We start from the raw sequence: 18,826 nt of genomic DNA on the forward strand, positions 1-18,826 counted from the left end.
CTATGAGATTACCAACGGTAAATCAATTGAAAATGCAAGAAAAAGCTCTTACAAGTCAATATGAACTCCTTAACCAGCTACGTATTCAATCAACAACAGGCAAGAAGCTGGTTTCATCCTCTGATAACCCTATACTTGCAGACCAGATAAAGTACGTCAAAAATAATCTAAGCCAAATTAAGAATTACGAATACAATCTCATTGTTGCTGAAAAAATTACTGACGAAAAAAGTGAGATTGCTTCTCAATCGCTTGAGCTATTGCGAAATGCGAAGCAAATTTTGATCCAAGCACAAAATGAAACAGTCAATGACAGTGACCGACAAGTTTTTGCAAATCAATTAGAAGGAATTTTAAAGCAATTTTTATCCTATGCTAATACCCGTGATGAAAACGGAAATTATATTTTTAGTGGCATAAGCTCTAGTACAGCGCCTTTTATTCATCAAGATCTTGGTTATGTTTATCAGGGTTCAAATGAAAACATGCAAATTACCATTGCCCCTGATAATTTAATTAATTACACGGAATCAGGATATAATCTATTTTGTGCTATTTCCAATGCAAATAGCCCTTATCAAGCCACCAGCTTGTCTACAAATACCGGTACAGGACTTATCTCTGATTGTTATACTATTGATAATAATAGTGCGTTAATTGATAACTACACTATATCTTTTGCACTAAATAGTCAGGGACAATTGGTCTATTCTATAAATGGTACACAGTCTGGGCAAGTAGTACCGCAACCCCCTTCCTCGATACCCGATGATGCCCCTCTTTATGTTCCCGGAGAAAATGTAAATTTTAATGGCATCAATTATATCATATCTGGGTCACCAAACCCTGGTGATAATTTCTCGATTTCACCAGCAAAAAATCAAGACGTATTTACTACAATTCAGCACTTTATCAATATAATAAGAAAACCAGTCAATACAGAAGCTGATAAAGTTAATTTATCACAACAATTAATTAATATAGGGGATGCTTTAGAACAAGCATATAGGCATTTCCAAAGCTTTGAATCCATTGTCGGTAATGCTGGAATGCGAATTGACATGCAAAAAGAGATTCTTGAAAACTCTATATTTGTCGAAGAACAATTAATTAGTAATCTTTCTGATGCAGATATGGTACAAGTTTTAAGCGACTTAACACAACAAATGACTGCTATTCAGTTGACACAAGAGATATACTTGAAATTGCAAGAGAGTTTTTCATCATTATTAACAGTGCTTAGAAAAGGAGTTTAGGTGAGAAATTTTGTCATTACTTTATTACTACTTTTTTTAACTTTACAAGCACAGGCTTCAAGAATCAAAGACATAACTACACTTGCTGGTGTTAGAGATAACCAACTAGTTGGGTATGGTTTGGTTGTAGGATTAGATGGGACAGGTGATAGAACGAACCAGACACCATTTACTGATCAAACATTCAAGAATATGCTATTGGATTTTGGGATTAAAGTTCCTCGGGATAAGAATTTTCAACTAAGAAACGTTGCCGCTGTCGCAGTGAGCGCCATATTACCTCCTTTTGCCCGTATTGGACAAAAACTGGATGTTACAGTTTCGTCCATAGGCAATGCTCCAAGCTTGCGAGGGGGCAGTTTGCTATTAGTCCCTCTAAAAGGGGCTGACGGCCAAGTATATGCCATGGCTCAAGGAAATGTGGTTGTATCTGGGTTTGGAGCTCGAGGTTTAGATGGCTCCAAAGTGACTGTTAATGTCACTGCTACTGGCCGCATTGCTAATGGTGCAACAGTGGAACAAACCGTACCCATGCCCTATATCCGCGATGGTATGATTGTTTTTGAATTGATTTCTCCTGATTTTACCACTTCCAATAGAATCGCTGAAACAATCAATAAAGAATTAGGATATACCGCAGCACAACCAATTGATGCTGGTGCAGTCGCGGTAAAACTCAATGAATCGTTAAGCAAAAGCAGTTTTTTAGGTAGAAATTCTTATGTTAATTTTATTTCAGGGCTTGAAAACTTACCGGTTATGCCAGCAGATGTGGCTGCAAAAGTAATTATTAACTCTCGTTCAGGAACTATTGTTGTTGGCCAGGATGTTACCATTAGCCCAGTAGCAGTAGCGCACGGTAATTTGACTGTTTCTGTTTCTGAAACTCCTTTTGTTAGTCAACCAGAGCCTTTTGCTCGTGGAAAAACTGTAAAAGGATCTGACTCTGATGTGAATATCAATGAGCAAAAAAGCAGGGCCTTCCTTTTGAAAACAAGAGGCTCGTTAAAAGAACTCGTAAATGCTATAAATAAAGTAGGCGCAGCTCCTGGTGATTTAGTTGCAATTCTTGAAGCAATTAAGCAAGCAGGTGCTTTGCATGCGGATTTGGAAGTGATATAGGATTATTTTATGACTGACACACTAACCTTAGATACAAATAATTATCTTAACATCCAAGGAATTAGCAACTTAAAGAATCGAATAGCATCACATTCAACTACTACACAACATGAAGTTGCTCAGCAATTTGAGTCGATTTTAGTGCAAATGTTATTGAAAAGCATGCGTGATGCAAACAAAGTTTTTTCAAATAACGAGGAATCGGCAGCCGGTCATGAAATATATCAAGATTTATTTGACAAGCAAGTTGCTTTATCCATAGCGCATCAGGGATTGGGGTTTAGTAATGCGGTAGAACGCTATCTACAGCAAATTCAAGCACCCGAGCAGGATGATATTCAAAAAAATACACAAGTATCTGCAATCGATTCGCTTAGTAATGCTCAAATAGCAAAAAAGCCTTTCCAAGAAACCACTGTACACACATTCTCTACCGAACTTGAGTTCGTTAAATCTCTTTGGCTGATGCTAAAAATGCAGCGAGTCAGTTAGGTATAGACCCAAAACTTTTACTGGCGCAAGCAGCATTAGAAACAGGCTGGGGAAAACATATTATTAACCATGAAAAAAATGGATGTTCGCATAACTTATTTAATATAAAAGCTGGATCCCAATGGGATAAAAAGTCAGTAGTTGTAGATACTTTAGAGGAAAAAGATGGCGTAATGACTAAAAAAAAGGGAGTATTCAGAGCTTATTCATCCTACGCTGAAAGTTTCAGCGACTATGTTAATTTTATCAAGTCAAATCCACGATATGAGCAAGCATTAAATTTGGCTTCAAATCCGGAGTCATACATCAGAAAACTTCAAGAAGTAAATTATGCAACAGATAGCAGTTACTCAGATAAAGTTTTAGAAATATATTATGGAGAACGATTTAACAATTTATTCGAGCAAGGAAAATTAGTTTAAGTTATTTTAGCTATTAGCAATAATAATAATTAATAGCATTTATTTTACTACTAAGGACACAAATAATGAATGATTTGAAAATAGTAAGTCATAGTCCCCTTCTAAATAGATATTCAATACAACATGAATATAAATCAAATAATACTACAGCAAGTAAGAACCAAGCTGTTCCCCATTTGGACCAGCTAAATCATTACATCGAAACGGTAGTGCATATTGAAGAAAAACCGATTCAGCAAAATAAAGTCGAAGCCATTGCGCAACGAGTTCAATCTGGCGAATACATTGTTGATAGTGATCAATTGATTGAACAAATTTTAGCAGAACATGAATTTTAAGGAAGTGTGCTACATGTCTTTAGATCACCAGATATTAGAAGAAATCATCAATTGTATTGAACGTTTAAACGAACATTTAAAAAATGATGCTGTTTATTATAAAAAACGTCAGTATGAACAAATAGAACAGAGTAATGTGGAAAAGTTAATGCTTAAAGCTAAACTAGATTCATTAATAAAAGACGTAATAAAAAATAAAGAACTCTTAAGTCAATACACCGAATTATGGGAAACAATGATCATGCAAGTCAAAATAAACTCAGACTTACTTGCAATAAATAATAAAATTGTAACTAACAACTTAAATTATTACGATCAATTGGTGACACAATTAATGAAAACCAAAAATCCCATCCCCAGTACTTATAATAAGCTTGCCCATACGGAATAAAAATAGCTGCCTAATCACTAATAATTACTTTTGTCCCACTGTTTTTTTGTTTGTGATTGGGGAGTTCTACAAAATACTCATTTAACCACTGTGCGTCGTGATTAAATAAACGGACACAACCATGGCTAGCATTATATCCTGGTAAATTTTCACTTCCATGCAAAGCATACCCCTTATAAAAATACATGCAATAGGGCATATAAGCTCCGCCTTTTTCCCCTGAAATCATCTGTGGAAATGATTTGGAATAACAATCCAGCCCCCTTTTACGTTGGATGCGAAAAGTCCCTTTTGGGGTAGCGCAACTTAATAACTCTGGACAATGAATGGATCCTGCAGAAATTGGCCCCCAATTGACTTGTCTTCCATCAGCACTAAACGCAGCCCAAGCCAACAACTTCAGACTAATTAAAATTACTTTCTCATGCTGATTTTCTAAAATTAAAGGAAATGGAGATACATCTAGTATCGTAGTATTATGTAGATTCCGGGGGACAGCAAGAATCATCCCAGAAGAGAGGAATTCATTAGTACGATTTATTTTTTTTACTAAATCATTTTCACGAGGATTAGGAAAGAGTTGGCTCCAACTGTTTGATTTTTTTACTTTAAGACATTTATATTGTGATTGTTGGCATAACTGCTTTGCAAAATTGTTCGAATTTGCTTGAATTGTATTGTTATAAATACAAAAACTTAAAAGTAATATGTATTTTTGAATCATTTTAAATGTGCTGGTATTTGATGATCAATTATTGACTCAGGTTTATTAGCCCGCCCCATTTGATACTCCTTTAATAGGAAAATATAATTTAAAACTAAAGCAAACGGCCATGTATAACTCCGGGTGAATCATCCCACCTTCTTTACCTGATTTATAAATAGCTCTTGCTAACTCAGGTGCTTGATAAATAGGTACTCTATGCTTAATCGCTAATTGCCTTATTTGCAAAGCCTTCTGATCGATACCTTTAGCGACAATAATTGGAGCTGCATCTTTATCACTGTTATAACGCAATGCTACTGCATAGTGAGTTGGATTAGTTATAATAACTGTTGCAGTAGGAATCGTTTTTTGTATTCTTTGCATCGACATACGTTGTTGCATTTGCCTCACTTTCTTTTTTAATTCGGGATTACCATCAGTTTCTTTACTTTCTTCTTTAAGTTCATATGTCGTCATCATTGCTTTTTTATTATAAAGATATTTGCTAATCAAGGCATCCATAATAGCAATGAGTATTAAAAGAATGATGATTTGCGTAAAGTATGACTTGAAGACAGTAAAAATCTGATCAAATAAATTAAATTGGTTAATTTTAGAAAATTTAATAATAATTGGCATTTGAATATAAAAAAAGAAAATAAGAAATGTCATAAAAATTAATAGCTTAATTAAAGATTTAACTAACTCTATCAGAGTACTTATAGAATAAATATTTTTTAAATTACGAATTAAGTGAAAACGTTCTGCTTTAAATCGTATTATTTTTTCAGGAAGTCTCAATTTTCCAAAAAAAGATACCGATAAAAGAAAAAAAACAATAATAGTGATAAAAATAGGTATAAGCAGAAGTAAATTGTTGGTAATTAGTGTATAAAAAAAATCTCCATAAACCAATTCAGTACTGTTTTCTTCACCAATTTTTTTAAAGATATGATAAAAATTTTGAGACCAGACTTCAATAAAACTAGGTCCAAATATATAAATGCATAATAACGCACTCAGAAGGGAAATTCCTGAATAGAATTCTCGTGCTCTTAGAAATGAGCCCTCTTTGATGAGACGATCCAATTTCTTAGCTGAGGGCTGGTGCTTGCGTTCGCTGCTGTCTTCTTCACTCATATCAGTATATTTTTTAAGAAAAATAAAAGTTCATTACAAAGTATTTCGCCATTTTCAACAATAATGTCAAAACTAAGATACAGAATTAAAAAAACCAAAATTAAAGATATGTTGATGCCGATGGAAAAAAGATTGAGTTGAGCAGTGAACTTAGTTACTAAAGCAAGTGTAAAGTTGGTTACCATTAATACAAATATAAGTGCTATAGAAAGCATGACCGTACCTTTAAAAATAATTCCTGCAAATAATACAATTTTTTTTTTTTTATCATATATTGATCGAGAGGATTTAATTTTGGCAACATTTCAATCGATGTAGTCAGCATGTTAATAAATACTAAATGCCCATTCAATTGAAAGAAAATGAGTACACTTAAAAGAAAGAAGAAGTTAGCTAAAGACGTTAAACTACCAATGCCTGGAATATAAAGAGTGGAAAACCCTAATCCTGCTTGTAAAGAAACCATCTGTCCAAAACCAATAAAACACTCCATAAAAAAATTAATTAAAATTCCTGTAGTGAAGCCCAGGAAAAATTGTTGCAGTAATAGAGAAATAGTCTCAATTAAATATGTCGGACTCGCTTTAAAATGTATTGGAGCAATTTGCATGATAAAAAATGTAAGTACTAATGAAAATGCAAGGCTAATTCGGGGAGATATCCATTCTTTACGTAGAAAAAATAATATTCCAAATGTAGATGCTATTCGTGTTTCAATCACTAAAAAGGTGAGTATATTTTCTGTAAATTGAGAAAGCAGCTCAATCATATTAATTGTCAATCAGCTTTTAGAAATATTTTCATCTGCTATCACACCACTTGCTGCATTTCCTAAATGGGATCTTCTGATAACTTAGTATGAATTGACTTTTGTCCCCAATAGTACTGCAAGCTCAAGGAAATTGACTCTTGTAATACCCCCTAAGTCAGTTTTAACTCGTGTGAAGTGATTCATATTCCCTCTGATATAATTACTCAATCATTATTCTATAAGCTGAATTCTTCCATCACATTGATCTAGATCATGAAAACACTAATAATAACTTAAAATGTAAAATTTAAGGATTTTAGTCTTTCATGTCTGCCAATGATGATAATTACAATAGTAATGACACAGAATGTGTAAAATGTTCTTTTTCTCCTTTTTGCATGTCATATAGAGAAAAAACACGATGGAATCTATTTAATTCAGTAGTAAAGCAACGCCACTATCTTCAAAAACAGAATGTTTTTGATTTAGCTAATCATACGTTCCGAAGTCTATGGGTTATTCGTCGTGGAGCGTTAAAAACATACCAAGTTGGTGCTGACGGAGATGAAATAATACGGGGATTTTATTTCTCTGGTGAGATTCTTGGTTTTGAAGCGATTTACACGAATCTCCATCTTTACTCAGCAGCCTCTTTATCTGAAACGGTTATTTGCGAAATCCCCTACGATAATTTTCTTGACTTGCTGCGTGCTAATCCAGATCTTCAAAAGCATAGTTTATATTTAATTAGCAAACAACTAAATATGGGTTCTTATTTATTTTCAATCAAAGCAGAGCAACGTCTTGCTGCTTTCCTTATGGATTTATCTAACCGATTGTACCCGTTGGGAATGCAATTTGAATTGCTTATACCAATGACTCGCCGGGATATTGGGAACTATTTAAGACTCACTGCTGAAACTATCAGCCGCCTCCTATCTCAATTTAAGGATGATAAAATTATCACTATTGATCATAAAAAAATCCAATTATTACAACCAGAAAAATTAAAATTTATTTCTGAGCATTAATGCCAGCCAAAGAAGCCTAGGATTCATAATTGGATACCCTAACTCTCTTTTCAAAATAAATTTAAGATTTCATGATGTAGATCAATGTTATCTATAAAAATATGATTAAAATAGTTCTTGAATAAAGTTATAGCGTATAAAAGACTTTCAAGTCTCTATGCACCTTTTTTCTAATATTACTTTATGATTGCTAATTGATTGACAACCAGTATGATAGGATAATTAAGTAAGGAATGTTATCATGTTAAAAAGGATTTTATTGTTATTTCTTATTACATCTTTAGCATATGCACAAGATTTTATTGATAAGGTAATTCCTATTAATTATGCCAACCCCATTAAAGTGAAAGAAGCATTGAATCCCTTATTAAAACCTGGTGAAACAATTAGTGTTTATAATCAAAGTTTAATAGTGCATGTTGACAAAGACACACTCACGCAAATGAGGTCTTTGATTCATCAATTAGACGTAGCACCTAAGCAACTTATAGTGGCAGTTCATCAAGGCAATGACGAATGGCTTAATAGCCCACAAGATAGTAATAATTATTCCACGCAAAGCGGACAAGAACAAGAAAACAATCAATCAGTACAAGTTCAAAGTGGCTCTTATGCCTATGTTTCAACGGGAAAAAATTACCCTGTAATCAGTCAAGTTGATGCTGGGTGGGCAACAGGTGTGGGATATCAACGTATGCAAGCGGACAAAGGTTTTCTTATCCAACCTGAATTACAAGGTTCAAAAGTAAAAATAACTATAACAAGAGATTTTTCGCAACAAAGTTTGGTCAATCAAGAAAATCAATTGGATCAAAAAACTGCTACTACAACATTAATTCCACTAAACAAATGGGTAAAAATTTCTCAGTCTCGAGGCAAACTAAATCCACAAGAAAATAATGTAGTTACTTATCAGGCTGGTAACTCTTTTGACACAAATGGTTCTTTGTATATTAAGATTACTATTGCAGATGAGTAAGTTCATGTGCACAATGACAGGTATTTTGAAGTGGAATATTACACATTAATTGATCCTTTTAAACAATTATTATGGATAGTAATGGTTGTTGTCGCTTTAATTACTTTACCTGCTTTGCTGATTGGGATAAGTATTTCTATTTTTCAAGCGGCAACACAGATAAATGACATGTCATTAACGTTTATCCCTAAGTTACTAGTGATGATACTTGTTCTTATCTTTAGTTTACCATGGCTATTATCAAAGTTAGTCTCAATGACTCAAGATCTGATGTTTCATTTGCCTCAATATTTAAGTTAAGGAGCGAGATTCATTAACTTTACTCCACCAAGTAATTAAATTTTCAGTAATAAACTTAGCTTCATTAAGTTTTGTTAAGTCACCTTTTGCATTTGCCCAAAAGAAAAGTTTCTGCAGATGAGAATAGATTCCTTCAAGTTTTTTAGCCATTTCTAAATCAGCATTGAAATCCAAACAATCAATAAAATATGAAACAATATCATAAGAATTGCTTAATAATTTACATTTTAAGGTAATGTTATTTTCAGAAATTGCTAATAATGAACCATTAATATTTTGTAAAAGTCGTTCGAGTAATATCGAGATATGCCTATAATGTGGAGCTCCTAAAATTTCACTGGTAAGATTGATATCTTTATAAGTATTGATGTGATTCATCATTTATCCTTAAATGAGATTAATTATTTTTTCTGCTTATTGAACATTGTTATTTGTTGTTCAATAAAGTTTCCCAGTTGCTGGTATTTAGAAATAATATTGTCTAAAGCGGCATATTTTAGGGTAAGATTTGTCCGAACAACATCTAAACGCCCTTGTTCGCTATTAATTTTTTTACTTAAAAGGTTTCTTTCCTGACTTATTATTTGTTCTCTATTATAGATAGTTCCTGTTTGAAGAGTGGTCAGCGAAGTGAGTACTTTTGCATCAAAGTTAGCACCACTATTTGAAAAAAAGGCGCGTAATTGCGGTAAATTTTGTTCGATATTTTCACTTAACAGATCATGATTGATATCCAATTTACCTTTCACTACATATTCAACCCCTTCATCATTTGTTTTTACTTCAGCTTTGGCTAGCTTAATGCCCATATCAAGTAGCGAGTTAATCGGATTGGTACCAATAGTTTGGGTCATTATTTCCTGTAAATTTTTTATGATTAAGGGATAGGTGCTGTCTCGCAAATACCGCAAAGATTGGTCCTTAGCTAATTCTTCCATAACTTGATTGTAAGCTTTGATAAAATCACTCAAAGCTCCTGCAATAAGATTCACTTGGTTTGATGTATCGGGGTTGACGGAGATCGTTGCTACCCCAGTTTGGTTTAATTGAAAAGTCACACCTTCTAATACATCGTTAATTATATTTGTACTTCGAGTGACACTGTAGTTATTTATGGAAAATTGTGCATCTTGCGCTGCCTGTAAAACATTATTAATTTGTAAAGGGTTGTCTCCACTGACGTTTATTTGATTGATCGCTCCTGTATTTGTGGCACTTAGCAAAAGTATGTATTGATCTTGGTCTGACGCATCATTAGTGTGCAAAATGCTGGCCCTAATTCCTATATTTCCCAATGAACTATTAATAGTATCTCTTATATTTTCTAAACTATCTGAATCTTTGATGGAGATGTTGTATGAATTAGACCCTTGGGTTAAAACCATCATTCCAGATAAATTCAGTGATTGATCTTTCGAGCTATAAATTGTAGAACCAATTTGATGTGCCGTTGCTAATTGGCTTACATTAAGATTAAAATTGCCCGGAGTAGGATTATTAGTATTGAGAAGAGCTGTAGCAACTAATTCATTATTAGAACTGGCTTTATAAAAATTCTGTTTCAGTACTGTGTCAAATTTACTAATTGAATCAGAGAGATTCTTAATCAAATTCTTTAATTGCGTGTATGAAGAAAGCTGCTTTTGATAAAGTGAATTTTTTTGTTCTAGTCGTTTTAAGCCTATTTTTTCTACCTCCATCAATCCGTCAACTATTGAGGTAATATCTAATCCAGAACTAATGCCATTTGCCATAGTGTTTATCCATTTTTTAGTAAAACCTGGGGTTATTGAATCCCCAGGTTACTAGAGATCATCGTTGAATTAATCCTAATACAATTTGTCCTGAAGAATTAGCTTGTGACAACATCGCTGCTCCAGTTTGTTGCAAAATTTGGTATTTTGCCAAATTAGAACTCTCAGCTGCAAAATCGGTATCCATAATTCGCGAACGAGCACTTTCAATTTTCATAACTCGATCTTCATCTGCAGATACAGCTGACTCCAGATTTGATTGATTTGCACCTAACTGAGCCAAACCCGTGGTAATTGATGTAATAGCGGTATCCAGATTGGTGATAGCAGTTTGTGCGTTTGCATTAGAAGTAATATCATCAGCATTGATAGCTAAAGCAGTTGAATCACTGTCGGTTAAAGTAATTGTTAAGCGATCATTAGCTGTATTTTGTGATCCAATCTGTATAGAAACAGTACCACCGTTTAATACAGCTTGACCGTTGAAATCAGTCACATTAGCAACACGATCAATTTCATTTTTAAGGCTTTGGAATTCCGTATCAAGGTTAGCTAAATCACTCGTTTGATAAGTTCCTGTTGAAGCTTGAACACCCAGCTCTCGCATTCTTTGCAAAAGAGAAAGCACTTGATTCATACCAGACTCCGCTGTTTGAATCAAAGAAATGCCATCATTACCATTTCTTGCAGCTTGATTTAGTCCTCGGATACGAGCAGTCATTCCTTCAGCAATTGCAAGGCCTGCAGCATCATCCTTTGCACTATTCACACGCAAGCCGGTTGCAAGCCTATTAAGTGTTGTAGACAATTTATTTTGCACTTGATTCAACGATTTTTGTGCAATCATTGATGACATATTTGTATTTACAGTAATAGCCATAATGAGTCCTTATTTTCTAGTTAATATTAACTCATTAATGTCTAAGTGACCTACCCATAGATCAGCAAAGAAAGCCCATTAAATGAGTACATAATCTTTATTGCTGAATTTGGCGTAATACTTAAATCTACTCTTTAGTTTATTGTTAAATTTAGATTATAAGCGAAAACTAGAAATCAAACTGGTGACCATTAATGACCAACCATTTACCAAAACAAAAAAAATAATTTTAAACGGCAAAGAAATCATCATAGGAGAGAGCATCATCATCCCCATAGACATAAGAATACTAGCCGTCACTAAGTCAATGATTAAAAAAGGAATAAATATCAAAAAGCCTATTTGAAAGGCTGTTTTTAACTCGCTGGTAATAAATGCTGGGATAACGGCAAACATAGGTGGTTCTTTGGATGAGGCCTGAGTTTTAGCGAGCTTTAAAAACATATTTAAATCAGCTTTTCGCGTTTGTTTGAGTAAAAACATGCGTAGACTAGCACCGATTCTCTCTATTGCCACTTCATCACTTATTGTTCCTTTCATATAAGGATTGATGCTTGATTCATTAATCGTATTAAAAACGGGCATCATCACAAAAACAGTCATAATCAAAGACAAACCAACCAAAATTTGATTGCTCGGAACATTTGGAATACCAATTGCTTGCCTTAGAATTGAAAAAACAATAATTATCCGAGTAAATGAAGTCATCGTCATCAATAAAGCCGGGAGGACTGTTAGCAAAGCCATGCCTAATAAGATTTTCAGGCTTACATTATATGTCACCTCACCAGTAGAAGAAGACGAAGTCAGTAATGGAATTGAAGACCAATCGGCATGCGCCGTTGTTGACAAAAAGCAAATCATTATACCGGTAAGATATAGACAATATTTCAGATTACTTTTCTTAAGAGGATTCAATTTTTTAAAAAACAAACTTAAGTCCATTTTTATATATCATTTTGTTCAATTAAATGAAGCAGGCTAAAAGTATTAGGTGAAAATCCTATAACTAATTTCACATTCTCAACAGAGATAACTACTATTTTTTCCCTCTTACTTAAAGATAATTGATGAATAACCTTAATACCTGAAGCATTCTGATAAGAGGAATAAGTAAGTTTCTTTAGTAAGAAAACAAATGCAAAAATTGCCGGAATAATCAATAGCAAAATCAATGCAGCGTAAAGTATTTCATGGTTCATAAACATCAGATAATTTTTAATTTTTAATTTCAGTATTTTTTATTAACCCTGAGAGTAACTCCATTTCTTCTAACGTAATATCACAGTATTGTAAGATATCTTTTTCCTCCATAATACCATTTTGCAAAATTTTTTTTGCTCTATCATATTGATGCTCAATTTCTTCTTTGGGCTTTCCATTAGAGAATACCATTTTATTATCCTCAATTGACTGTAGTATTGCTTTTTGTTCCTGTATTGCCTTATGAATTAGCTTCATCCCTAAATTATTTTGAAGTGCCCTAAGTTTTGTGTTCTTAATCTGCGGATAAACAGAAAAAAGAAAAAAGAATATAAAACTTAAATTAATTGCCAACAAAATACTAAGTAAAATAATCTCAACCATTCATGCTGCTCCTCTAAAGAACTTCTAATTACTCTCTTCAATCAGATTGTAGCCAGTCGTTAAATGCGCCTTTAATTTAGATAATAATTGGGTATGAATTTGTGAAACTCTTGCCTCTGTTATATTAAGAACTTGCCCGATTTCTTTAAATGAAAGTAACTCATTATAATAAAGTGCTAATAAAATCTGCTCTCGATTGGATAAGCCAAGAACTATTTTTTTTAAAATTTCTTTTACTTCCGATTTCATCACATCAACAATAGGATTGTCGTCATTATCCTGAGAGATTTCGCTTTCCGTAGCATCTTCTAAACTTTTTGCTTTCAATAAATTAATTTCTTCATTAAAACAAGAATATTCATGAAAAGTCATCCCTAACTTTTGACTGACAAGTTCTGTTGTGGGCTTTTGGTTTTCCCGATGTAAGTTATCTAAAGCATTCGCTACTTGTTTTATCGATTGGCTCAGTTCTCGAGTAATCCCAGAATGCTTTCGCAAAGCTTCATAAATAGCGTACCGAATTTTTAACGTAGCATAAGTCTTAAAAGTGGCTTGATGGTCTAATGAAAAACCATTGTTCGCTTCTATCAAACCAATAATTCCTGACTGAATAAGATCATCTAGTTCAATTGATTCAGGAACTTTCCATTTAATTTGTTGAGCAATACGCTTAACTAAGGGACCGTATTCTTCAATTAAAACAGTTAAATTATCTTGTCTTTGATTAGACTGATATTGCATCGCTTCTAACAATTTTCTCTCCCTGAAAAACGGCATTTATTAATTCTATCTTATTAGGAACATGAATATCTTTTGCTATATTTTGACCATCACACCAATAGGCTATTGGCAATTGATGCCTCATGACAACACTTAAGCAAGGAGCTATCGTTTTACTTTCGTCTTTTTTGGTGAGAATACATCCAAGAGTATGTGACATACGAAAATTCTCAACCACATCATTTAAAATTTCGCTTTGAATATTACAGGGCAATACCAAATAGCTTGCTATGTCTTTATTTTCATTACATGGGCCTTCTAATAGTTCAGCTAGCTTTTTATTGTCATTAGGCTTAACCCAGCCGTATCAATTAAAGTAAGTTGCTTCTCAGAAAAAAAATAAATAGACTCTTTAAGCTCTAAAGAATTACGTGCGTATTTGATATCAATATCCAATAGCTTACCAAAATAGTGAAATTGATTTTTTGTGATTATCCGCTGAAAATCGGTACTAATAATCCCTAAATTTTTGCTACCGTATTTATCAATAAATCGTTTGGCAAGTTTTGCGACACTCGTTGACTTACCAATGCCAGTAGGACCAATTAGGGCACATATTTTCTGAGAATCAATAATTTCGTTTTCTAATAAAGAGATATGTGAGAATAATAGTTTAATAAAAATTTCATTACTTAATATTGCTTCTTTCTCACAGGCCTCAGCATAAATACTGGAATACTCTTCTATAAAATCAGAAGGAAATTTAAGGCTTCTCAACCTTTGTTGAAATAAAGTAATTTTTTCAATTCGAATCAATTCTGTCTTAAGGCTGTTTTGGTCAATAGAAGCCACTTTTTCTAAAAGACTTAGTGGCTCTGGTCCGTTTTCCTTTTGTTCGCTAGAAAAATTCGTTGTATCTTTTTCTTGATGTGTTAAACCTGCAATAACTTCTACACCATTTGCACATGAAGTCTGTGAATAAATAACTGCCTCAGAACCAAGTTTTTCTTGTATTTTAATAAGTGCATCGGCCATTGATTCTGCATAAAACCTTTCCAATTTCATAATAAAACTCCCTATCTCTTATGCAGCAAAACATCCTAAGTATATACTTAATCATAAAAAATACTATTTACTCTCTCCAAATACTACCCAAAAAATAACTGCGGCTGCTCAAATCAACAAAATGAGGTTTATCCGATTCGTTCCACTATTTTAATCTGTTTATTATTAGGTATTTCAGCAAAAGAGAGGAAATGCACGTTGGGTAAATTTGCTTTAAATAAGCGCTCAATAAGCACTCTTAACTCATCATGCACTAAAAAAATGACTGGTAAAACATTAGTTTCACATTTTTTCACATAAGCTAAAAGTTGTGCAAATATTCGGTCAGCCAATCCAGGATCAACGACAATCATTTTTTCGTTAATTGACTGGTTTAGTTGAACTGATTTTAAAAGAATCTGTGTCAAATCATTATTTAGAACTGCAACAGGTAATTCTAACGAACTACCACAGATATTATAGACAATCATTTGTTTTAACGCAATTCGAACAGTACTTGTGAGAACTTCTTGATCTTTTACTCGAGACCACTGTTCAATCATAGTTTCAGCAATGGTAGCAAAATCAACGATAGGTATTTCGGAAGTTAATAATTTTTGTAATACCGTAAAAATAACAGTGGTTGGAACACCATTAGCTGTCGAAGTCAAAATTTCTGCTAATTTAGGATCAGTATTAAGTAATTTATTAATCAGTTGTTGTACCTCTTCATAGCCTAATATATATCCTGCATTAGTGTAAATAATCTGATTCAAGTGGGTTGCTATCACTGTACTGGCATCAACAACAGTATACCCTAAAGTTTCTGCATGTTGTTTTTGGTTTTCATTAATCCAATAACAATCCAAGCCAAAAGTTGGATCTTTATCCAATATGCCCGGTAAACTTTGTTGGATGTTGCCTGCAGTAATCGCTAATAGCTTATCGGAATATACTTGTGCTTCAGCGACTTGTACGCCTTTTAAATAAATTCGATAAACATTTGGGGGTAGAGTAAAATTGTCTTTTATATGAATTGTGGGGATTAAAAACCCTAGCTTTTGAGACAATTTCTTCCTTATACCTTTGATGCGTGAAATTAACTGTCCCTCTCGTTTCGCGCCAACTAATTGAATCAAACCATAGCCTATTTCCAATGCCACACGATCACACGAAGCCACATCATCCCAGCTTAAATCCACCAATTCATCGCCAGATCTGTTATCTCTAACATCAAGCTGCTTACCTGCATGAGCAACAATTTCTTGTTTGTTTGATGCTAAAAAATAACTCATTATTAAACCAATAGTTGCAAACATTAGTAATGAGAGATGAGGCATTTGTGGAATCACTGCAAGGACAGTCAAAATACAAGAAGATAAGAAAATGGGTCTTTGGTTTCCAAACAATTGTAATAGAGTTTGTTTACTGACGTCGGCTTCGTTTGACACACGCGTCACCATAATAGCCGCTGAAATAGAGAGCAGCAATGAGGGTATTTGTGCCACTAAACCATCACCAATCGTTAAAATCGAAAAAGTATGCGCCGCATTCATAAAGGAAAGGTGATGCTCTGCTATTCCAATAATGATGCCACCAATTAAGTTAATCACTAAAATGAGCAAACCTGCAACTGCATCTCCACGGACAAATTTACTTGCACCATCCATAGACCATAAAAATCTGATTCTGAAATGATTTCTTGTCGACGCTTTTTAGCTTCTTCTTGACTGATAACCCCAGCATTTAAATCAGCATCTACAGCCATTTGTTTACCAGGCATTGCATCAAGAGTGAATCGGGCACTTACCTCAGAAACTCTTCCTGCCCCCTTTGTTACAACCACAAAATTAATGATCATTAAAATAACAAAAATAATCAAACCTACAATAAAATTTCCTCCGATAACAACTTCTCCAAAAGCTTGGATTACTCTCCCTGCCGCCCCAGTTCCCTCATGACCATGCAATAAAACAATCCGTGTCGAGGCGATATTTAAGGTCAACCGTAGCAAAGTAGTTATGAGTAGAATTGTTGGGAATACATTAAACTCTAAGGGTCTGGCCACATAAAGGCATGCCATTAAAATAACAAGAGAAATACTGATGTTAAATGTGAATAGAAGATCTAGTATAAAAGGAGGCAATGGAATTATAACCATTACCAACATCGAAATAATAAGTAAAACAGAACCTAAGTTCGATTGTTTTAAACGATTGACACTAACCAAACTGTTGGCCATAAACCTAATCCCTTAATCTATTTGAAAACGCCATATTTAGGTTAATCTCAAATCCAGCTTAAAACATATGTATCTTATTATCAATGACTTAATTGTTCTACTTCGTATAATATTTTTTAATTAATTCAATACGATTTTCACTATTAAGGTAGTCTGCAAACAGATCCTCTCGTTTAATGTTGAGCTGTTGTAAAGACTCTCGCTCTTGATTAAGCACTAAAACAATCTGATTTAAAAAGGATTGAAAGTTTTGCAAATTAGGTACAGAAATATGATTTATTTGATTAAATTGCTCTTCATACTCAGATAAATATTTTTCAACAACAGCAATTGACTGTTTTTTTTTCTCAATTAAATTTTTTAATTCATCAAGCCTAAAACCCAGATTTTTTTGCTGTAATTTGATAATCTTTTCAACTTTTTTAAAACGTGTCATTCGACTATTTTGCATGCTATTCCCCTGCTAGCAATTTTTGCAACTCCAGGATACTTCTCTCAAAAGCAATATCTTCATTATAGTCTTGTTTTAAGAATTGATTGAAGCTGTTAATTAATCTTATTCCTTCATCCAACAACTGGTCAGTCCCTGACTTATACATCCCTATTTTAATTAAGTCCTCATTTTGCAAATAATGTGAATATACCTTTTTAAAATGCATTGCTTCATTGAGGTGTTCTTTCTTAACTACATTAGGCATTACCCTACTTATTGATTTACATATGTCTATGGCTGGAAAGTGTGTTGCTTCAGCAAGCTCTCGAGATAAAACGATATGACCATCCAAGATTGAACGAACATGATCAGCGATGGGGTCATTCATATTATCCGCTTCAATCAATACTGTAAAAAAAGCTGTTATAGAACCCCCTAGAGAACTATTTCCATTACCACAGCGCTCTGCTAATTGCGATAGTTTGGCAAAGACAGAAGGAGAATAACCTTTTGCAGAAACGGGTTCTCCAAAAAGCGCATACATATTACGTAACGCATGTGCATATCGAGTTAATGAGTCGATAATCAGTAAGACATTCTGACCTAGATCACGGAAATACTCTGCAATCGTTACAGCAGTCAGGATCCCATTAGTTCTCTCTAAAGGAGAGGTATTAATTGGAGCTGCTATAATTACCGTTTTATGTAAAGAGTCAGGTCCAATATTTTCTTCAAGAAACTCCTTAATTTCTCGGCCACGCTCACCTATCAGCCCTACAACAACTACATCGGCCTTTGTAAAACGAGTAATCATTCCTAAAAGCACGCTCTTCCCTACTCCACTTCCAGCAAAAATTCCCATACGCTGGCCAATTCCAACAGTGAGTAAGCTATTGATGGCTCTAACTCCTACATCAAGCTGGGTGCTAATGCGTCGACGATCGAAAGGATTTGATGCTCTGCCGGCAACAGGATTGTAATTACAGGGACCAAGTATGCCTTTATTGTCAATCGGCAGACCAAATCCATTTAAGACTCGGCCTTTTAGTTGCCTATCAGCAGGAACTTTCAAAACCTCTTCCACAAACTCAATTGGCGTTCCAGGTAGAATTCCTACAGGTTCTTCAAAAGCAATAAAAAAGTGGTCTCATTTGAAAAACCGATGACTTCCATCAGAATAATTTTGGGGCCATGTATTTTGCAAATACACCCAATTGAAACCTTTAAACCAATTCCTT

23 protein-coding genes and 2 pseudogenes are annotated in these 18,826 nt (G+C 33.9%); 9 read left to right on the forward strand and 16 right to left on the reverse strand.

Features of this window, described 5'->3' with window-relative positions; genetic code table 11:
- Window positions 1-2: 2 nt before the first annotated feature.
- The 6 genes from flgL to OK13_RS04400 all read left to right on the forward strand — a co-directional run bounded on the left by flgL (window position 3) and on the right by OK13_RS04400 (window position 4,021).
- Complete coding sequence (gene flgL / locus OK13_RS15110) at window positions 3-1,256, forward strand: flagellar hook-associated protein FlgL (RefSeq protein ID WP_035888059.1); 1,254 nt, start codon at window positions 3-5, stop codon at window positions 1,254-1,256.
- Complete coding sequence (locus OK13_RS04385) at window positions 1,257-2,378, forward strand: flagellar basal body P-ring protein FlgI (protein WP_035888061.1); 1,122 nt, start codon at window positions 1,257-1,259, stop codon at window positions 2,376-2,378.
- Between the two features lie 9 nt (window positions 2,379-2,387).
- Window positions 2,388-2,870, forward strand: a complete 483-nt coding sequence (locus OK13_RS13875; protein WP_052117560.1) for a rod-binding protein — start codon at window positions 2,388-2,390, stop codon at window positions 2,868-2,870.
- Complete coding sequence (locus OK13_RS13880) at window positions 2,837-3,292, forward strand: glucosaminidase domain-containing protein (RefSeq protein ID WP_052117561.1); 456 nt, start codon at window positions 2,837-2,839, stop codon at window positions 3,290-3,292. The genes OK13_RS13875 and OK13_RS13880 overlap by 34 nt, the downstream gene beginning before the upstream one ends.
- A gap of 65 nt (window positions 3,293-3,357) precedes the next feature.
- A complete protein-coding gene (locus OK13_RS04395; RefSeq protein WP_035888062.1) occupies window positions 3,358-3,630 on the forward strand; it encodes a flagellar biosynthesis anti-sigma factor FlgM in 273 nt (90 codons plus the stop codon).
- 13 nt (window positions 3,631-3,643) lie between these two features.
- Window positions 3,644-4,021, forward strand: coding sequence for a hypothetical protein (locus OK13_RS04400; protein WP_035888064.1), 378 nt, complete (start codon window positions 3,644-3,646; stop codon window positions 4,019-4,021).
- Window positions 4,022-4,031: 10 nt separating this feature from the next.
- Here OK13_RS04400 and OK13_RS04405 read toward each other — a convergent pair whose 3' ends face one another.
- Genes OK13_RS04405 through OK13_RS04420 form a run of 4 tightly spaced genes read right to left on the reverse strand, consistent with a single transcriptional unit; the run spans window position 4,032 to window position 6,636 of the window.
- The gene (locus OK13_RS04405; protein ID WP_035888065.1) at window positions 4,032-4,745 is read right to left on the reverse strand and encodes a L,D-transpeptidase; all 714 of its coding nucleotides are present in this window, start codon (window positions 4,743-4,745) and stop codon (window positions 4,032-4,034) included.
- Window positions 4,746-4,790: 45 nt separating this feature from the next.
- Window positions 4,791-5,867: an EscU/YscU/HrcU family type III secretion system export apparatus switch protein gene (locus tag OK13_RS04410; protein WP_035888066.1), complete on the reverse strand. Its 1,077-nt coding sequence runs from the start codon at window positions 5,865-5,867 to the stop codon at window positions 4,791-4,793.
- On the reverse strand, window positions 5,864-6,082 hold the full coding sequence (locus tag OK13_RS16155) for a flagellar biosynthetic protein FliR (protein WP_035888068.1): 219 nt from the start codon (window positions 6,080-6,082) through the stop codon (window positions 5,864-5,866). The genes OK13_RS04410 and OK13_RS16155 overlap by 4 nt, the downstream gene beginning before the upstream one ends.
- Window positions 6,070-6,636: a flagellar biosynthetic protein FliR gene (locus tag OK13_RS04420; RefSeq protein ID WP_035888070.1), complete on the reverse strand. Its 567-nt coding sequence runs from the start codon at window positions 6,634-6,636 to the stop codon at window positions 6,070-6,072. The genes OK13_RS16155 and OK13_RS04420 overlap by 13 nt, the downstream gene beginning before the upstream one ends.
- 308 nt (window positions 6,637-6,944) lie before the next feature.
- On the opposite strand from OK13_RS04420, the gene OK13_RS04425 reads away from it, so the two are divergent.
- The 3 genes from OK13_RS04425 (at window position 6,945) to OK13_RS04435 (ending at window position 8,928) form a co-directional block, all read left to right on the forward strand.
- The gene (locus tag OK13_RS04425; RefSeq protein ID WP_035888073.1) at window positions 6,945-7,649 is read left to right on the forward strand and encodes a helix-turn-helix domain-containing protein; all 705 of its coding nucleotides are present in this window, start codon (window positions 6,945-6,947) and stop codon (window positions 7,647-7,649) included.
- Window positions 7,650-7,890: 241 nt separating this feature from the next.
- Window positions 7,891-8,628: a secretin N-terminal domain-containing protein gene (locus tag OK13_RS04430; RefSeq protein ID WP_035888076.1), complete on the forward strand. Its 738-nt coding sequence runs from the start codon at window positions 7,891-7,893 to the stop codon at window positions 8,626-8,628.
- A 30-nt stretch (window positions 8,629-8,658) separates the two neighbouring features.
- Window positions 8,659-8,928 carry a flagellar biosynthetic protein FliQ gene (locus OK13_RS04435; RefSeq protein WP_035888152.1) on the forward strand — a complete coding sequence of 90 codons (270 nt, stop codon included), beginning with the start codon at window positions 8,659-8,661 and terminating at the stop codon, window positions 8,926-8,928.
- Here the strand turns inward: OK13_RS04435 and OK13_RS04440 are convergent.
- From OK13_RS04440 to OK13_RS04495, 12 genes and pseudogenes are all read right to left on the reverse strand, one after another.
- Window positions 8,920-9,306, reverse strand: a complete 387-nt coding sequence (locus OK13_RS04440; protein WP_035888077.1) for a flagellar export chaperone FliS — start codon at window positions 9,304-9,306, stop codon at window positions 8,920-8,922. The two genes, OK13_RS04435 and OK13_RS04440, sit on opposite strands and share 9 nt — an antisense overlap.
- A gap of 23 nt (window positions 9,307-9,329) precedes the next feature.
- Window positions 9,330-10,682: a flagellar filament capping protein FliD gene (fliD, locus tag OK13_RS04445; protein WP_035888079.1), complete on the reverse strand. Its 1,353-nt coding sequence runs from the start codon at window positions 10,680-10,682 to the stop codon at window positions 9,330-9,332.
- A 58-nt stretch (window positions 10,683-10,740) separates the two neighbouring features.
- On the reverse strand, window positions 10,741-11,562 hold the full coding sequence (locus OK13_RS04450) for a flagellin N-terminal helical domain-containing protein (RefSeq protein ID WP_035888082.1): 822 nt from the start codon (window positions 11,560-11,562) through the stop codon (window positions 10,741-10,743).
- Between the two features lie 156 nt (window positions 11,563-11,718).
- On the reverse strand, window positions 11,719-12,507 hold the full coding sequence (gene fliP / locus OK13_RS04455) for a flagellar type III secretion system pore protein FliP (RefSeq protein ID WP_052117562.1): 789 nt from the start codon (window positions 12,505-12,507) through the stop codon (window positions 11,719-11,721).
- A gap of 2 nt (window positions 12,508-12,509) precedes the next feature.
- Window positions 12,510-12,764 (reverse strand): flagellar biosynthetic protein FliO, encoded by a 255-nt coding sequence (locus tag OK13_RS04460; RefSeq protein WP_035888084.1) that lies wholly within the window; start codon window positions 12,762-12,764, stop codon window positions 12,510-12,512.
- A 16-nt stretch (window positions 12,765-12,780) separates the two neighbouring features.
- A complete protein-coding gene (locus tag OK13_RS04465; protein ID WP_035888087.1) occupies window positions 12,781-13,149 on the reverse strand; it encodes a hypothetical protein in 369 nt (122 codons plus the stop codon).
- A 24-nt stretch (window positions 13,150-13,173) separates the two neighbouring features.
- Complete coding sequence (locus OK13_RS04470) at window positions 13,174-13,902, reverse strand: FliA/WhiG family RNA polymerase sigma factor (protein ID WP_160264735.1); 729 nt, start codon at window positions 13,900-13,902, stop codon at window positions 13,174-13,176.
- Window positions 13,874-14,185 (reverse strand): annotated as a pseudogene (locus tag OK13_RS15770) (hypothetical protein); the annotation flags it as partial. The gene OK13_RS04470 and the pseudogene OK13_RS15770, both read right to left, overlap by 29 nt.
- Window positions 14,186-14,199: 14 nt before the next feature.
- The gene (locus tag OK13_RS04480) at window positions 14,200-14,934 is read right to left on the reverse strand and encodes a flagellar biosynthesis protein FlhF (protein WP_035888095.1); all 735 of its coding nucleotides are present in this window, start codon (window positions 14,932-14,934) and stop codon (window positions 14,200-14,202) included.
- A gap of 128 nt (window positions 14,935-15,062) precedes the next feature.
- A pseudogene (gene flhA / locus OK13_RS04485) lies at window positions 15,063-17,155 on the reverse strand (flagellar biosynthesis protein FlhA).
- Between the two features lie 97 nt (window positions 17,156-17,252).
- A complete protein-coding gene (locus tag OK13_RS04490; protein WP_035888098.1) occupies window positions 17,253-17,606 on the reverse strand; it encodes a hypothetical protein in 354 nt (117 codons plus the stop codon).
- Window position 17,607: 1 nt separating this feature from the next.
- Complete coding sequence (locus OK13_RS04495) at window positions 17,608-18,723, reverse strand: FliI/YscN family ATPase (protein ID WP_206538888.1); 1,116 nt, start codon at window positions 18,721-18,723, stop codon at window positions 17,608-17,610.
- Between the last annotated feature and the right edge of the window lie 103 nt (window positions 18,724-18,826).

This window comes from Legionella norrlandica (assembly GCF_000770585.1).
GTDB classification, from domain to species: domain Bacteria; phylum Pseudomonadota; class Gammaproteobacteria; order Legionellales; family Legionellaceae; genus Legionella; species Legionella norrlandica.